Genomic DNA, 919 nt, shown 5'->3' on the forward strand with positions numbered 1-919 from the left:
ACAGAAGTTAAGCTCACTTGTGCCGAAGATAGTTGGCTGGAAACGGCCTGTGAAAATAGGTAGATGCCGGCTTCTCTTTTAAGCACCATTAGCTCAGTTGGTAGCGTAATTAACTCACACTAAAGCTGTGAATGATGAACTTCGACTGAACTATTCAAATTGAGATTTCACGATGTATCGCGTAAATCTCATATATGCACCATTAGCTCAGTTGGTAGAGCAACTGACTCTTAATCAGTGGGTCCTGGGTTCGAGTCCCCGATGGTGCACCAAAAATAGCCTTACGGAAACGTAAGGCTATTTTCATAATGATTGCCGCTTTGTGGAGTGCTTTCATTTGCCGCTGACTTCTGTCTAAGTCAGCGGCTCTTTTTATTTTTTAAGAGAAATTCAAGAACTTTTAGTGTAAGAGAAACGGTGGCATATATGCAGCTGCCAATAAAAGTAAGCAGCAAAATTATTTCCTGAAAACTCAAGCGTTCACCTCCCTCATAATTTGGAGGCGACAATCAAGAGTAAATTATATCAGAAGGGGAGAGGACTGTCAAAATAAGCTCTCCAAATCCTTAATGGCGGTTTGTTGGTACAATACCAATGAACCGCTTTTTTCATGCAAAAATTCCGGAAGCCCCAAAAGGCAACCGTTTATTATAGATTGTAGAATACAAAAAATGGAGGTATTTCCCATGAGCATCATTATCGGCATCGACCACGGTTACTACGCCATCAAAACAGCCCTCTGCTCGTTCCCGGCAGGGCTGACAAGCTATGGAGAACACGAACCCTACACCCGCCAAGGACTCTTAGAGTTTGGCGGGTGCTTTTTTGTTTGTGGCTCCGGGCGGCAGCCTATCCAGCGGGACAAAACTGTAAACGACAACTACTACCTGCTGACACTGGCAGCTATCGCAAAGGAGAT

1 tRNA gene and 1 pseudogene are annotated in these 919 nt (G+C 44.0%); both read left to right on the top strand.

Features of this window, described 5'->3' with window-relative positions:
• The first annotated feature begins 196 nt into the window (after nt 1-196).
• Nucleotides 197-272 (top strand) — tRNA-Lys (locus GPK89_RS07790).
• 414 nt (nt 273-686) lie between these two features.
• Nucleotides 687-919: pseudogene (locus GPK89_RS07795) on the top strand (plasmid segregation actin-type ATPase ParM); the annotation flags it as partial.

The organism is Gemmiger formicilis, assembly GCF_018784445.1.
Lineage (GTDB): Bacteria > Bacillota > Clostridia > Oscillospirales > Ruminococcaceae > Gemmiger.